The following is a 1,764-nucleotide window of genomic DNA, read 5'->3' as shown; positions in this document are numbered from 1 at the left end:
CTCCGTCACGTCGGCATCTTCCCGCGCTTCGAGGTGATGCGCGACTGGCACGAGACGCAGTCGATCCCGGTCGAGAGCTTCGTCATCGCCGACGGCCTGCACATGAACGACTGGGGCTATGCCTGCTTCGCCCAGCTTCTCGGCGACGACATCATCCGCTCGGTCGGCCAGATCAAGCTGGGCGTGAACGTGCCCGCGGACGTGCGGACGTATCGGCCGATGTGAGAGGGCGAATAGTGCCGTAGAGCCTGTGAGCCAATTCGCTTTTCGGCGTTCGACATTGAGGGGCGCTAGCGGCCCTTGATGTCAGAAGCCGGCGGCATCCGGTCGTGGTGGATGCTTCTGCGGTCTATGCTTTTGCGAGGCGGTGTCCTTGTAGGATGTTGTTGGTGAGCGCGTGCCAGAGCACGACGGCACGGACCTTCTCGATGCCGCGCACGGTCAATTGCCTGAGGTCCCAGTTCCGCCATCGGGCATGAATGCATTCGCAGATCGTGCGGGCTTGGTACTGTGCCTTGCCGGCCTCGCTGGCCATGCGGGCCCGCCAGGCCGCCACTCCAGGGCCGTCGCTGCTCCGGGGTAAAAAGGGATCGACACCGCTCCTGGATTTGGGCGGTGGACAGTAAACCTCGATGCCTTCGCCATGCGCCCATTCGATGTCCTCGCCACTGCAGAACCCGCCATCGGCGAGGTAGCGGCGCGGCAAGCGCTTCAGCCGAGCGCGCGTTCGCTCCAGCATCGGCCGCATCAAGCCACGATCTGAGCCGCTGTTGTCGACATCGATCGCGACCACGATCAATTCGCCGGCCGCGCTGGCCACCTGCACATTGTAGGCCGGACGGAAGCCGGCATCCGCCATCTTCATCACCCGTGCCTGCGGGTCGGTGGTGGAGGCCCGTGGCTCTTTTGGCTTTTTGCCGTTGCCGCCCTTGTCGTCGAGCTGTTTTCGCTTGCGCTTGATCTCAGCCAGCGCGGCTTGCGCGGCCTGCACCCGCTCGCTGCGTTCCCGCGCCACGCGCTCTTTAGCCGCCCGGATACGCCGATTGCTGGCTTCCGGATCCGCATCGACCTCGCGCTTGAGCCCTTCCACCACGGCCTCGGCCTGTGCCATCTGCCGATCTAGCGTCGCCTCCCGCCGGAACGATCCCGTCCCCGCACTCGCCCGTATCCGCACCCCGTCCTGGGTCAGCTTCTCCAGATCGATCAACCCTGCCTCGTTCAGGGCCACGAGATGTTCGACCAGCAAACGGTCGAGCAAATCGGCGCAGCCGACCCGGAAGTCCGACAACGTGTGATAGTTCAAAGAGACGCCGCCACAGAGCCAGCGGTAGACGTCATGACTGTCGCAGAGCCGGTCCAGCGCTCGCGCGCTGCCAACGCCGTCGCTCGTGGCGTACAGCCAAAGCGCCAGCAGCAACCGGGGCGATGGCGCCGGATGACCCGGCCTGTTCTCCCGCGCCTTGACGCGATCTTCCAGCTCGCTCAGATCGAGCCCTTCGACATAACCCCAGATCACCCGCGCCGGATGATCCTGCCCGATCAGGCTATCGATATCGACCGCTCGCAGCTCGACCTGATCGCGCACGGGCTCGCGCAGCCGAGCTGCGCCCCGCGGTACTGCTTCAGTCCGGGGCGCCGACTGTTCCGGCAACTCGCCAAAAAGACTGTCGTCAGCCATCATTCTCTCCAGCAGATCAATCTGCTCAGAGAATCATATCCGCTCGACACTCGATATGGGAAAGAGTCACAGCCTCGTAGGGTGGG

2 protein-coding genes are annotated in these 1,764 nt (G+C 64.4%); one reads left to right on the top strand and one right to left on the bottom strand.

The features are described 5' to 3' along the window. On the top strand, positions 1-225 hold a 225-nt coding region (locus V7D69_RS16040; protein WP_333606343.1), incomplete at its 5' end, for a hypothetical protein. Positions 226-349: 124 nt separating this feature from the next. Here V7D69_RS16040 and V7D69_RS16035 read toward each other — a convergent pair. Continuing rightward, positions 350-1,681, bottom strand: a complete 1,332-nt coding sequence (locus V7D69_RS16035) for an IS1182 family transposase (protein WP_333606342.1) — start codon at positions 1,679-1,681, stop codon at positions 350-352. Positions 1,682-1,764: the final 83 nt, after the last annotated feature.

Source organism: Novosphingobium sp., from assembly GCF_036733805.1.
Taxonomy (GTDB): Bacteria; Pseudomonadota; Alphaproteobacteria; order Sphingomonadales; family Sphingomonadaceae; genus Novosphingobium.
Note: the sequence above shows the minus strand (reverse complement) of the source record. Positions and strands in the feature narration are given on the sequence as shown.

Excerpts from the sequence above, each read along its gene's own strand:
- V7D69_RS16035 (WP_333606342.1), bottom strand. The coding sequence starts at position 1,681 with ATGATGGCTGACGACAGTCTTTTTGGCGAGTTGCCGGAACAGTCGGCG.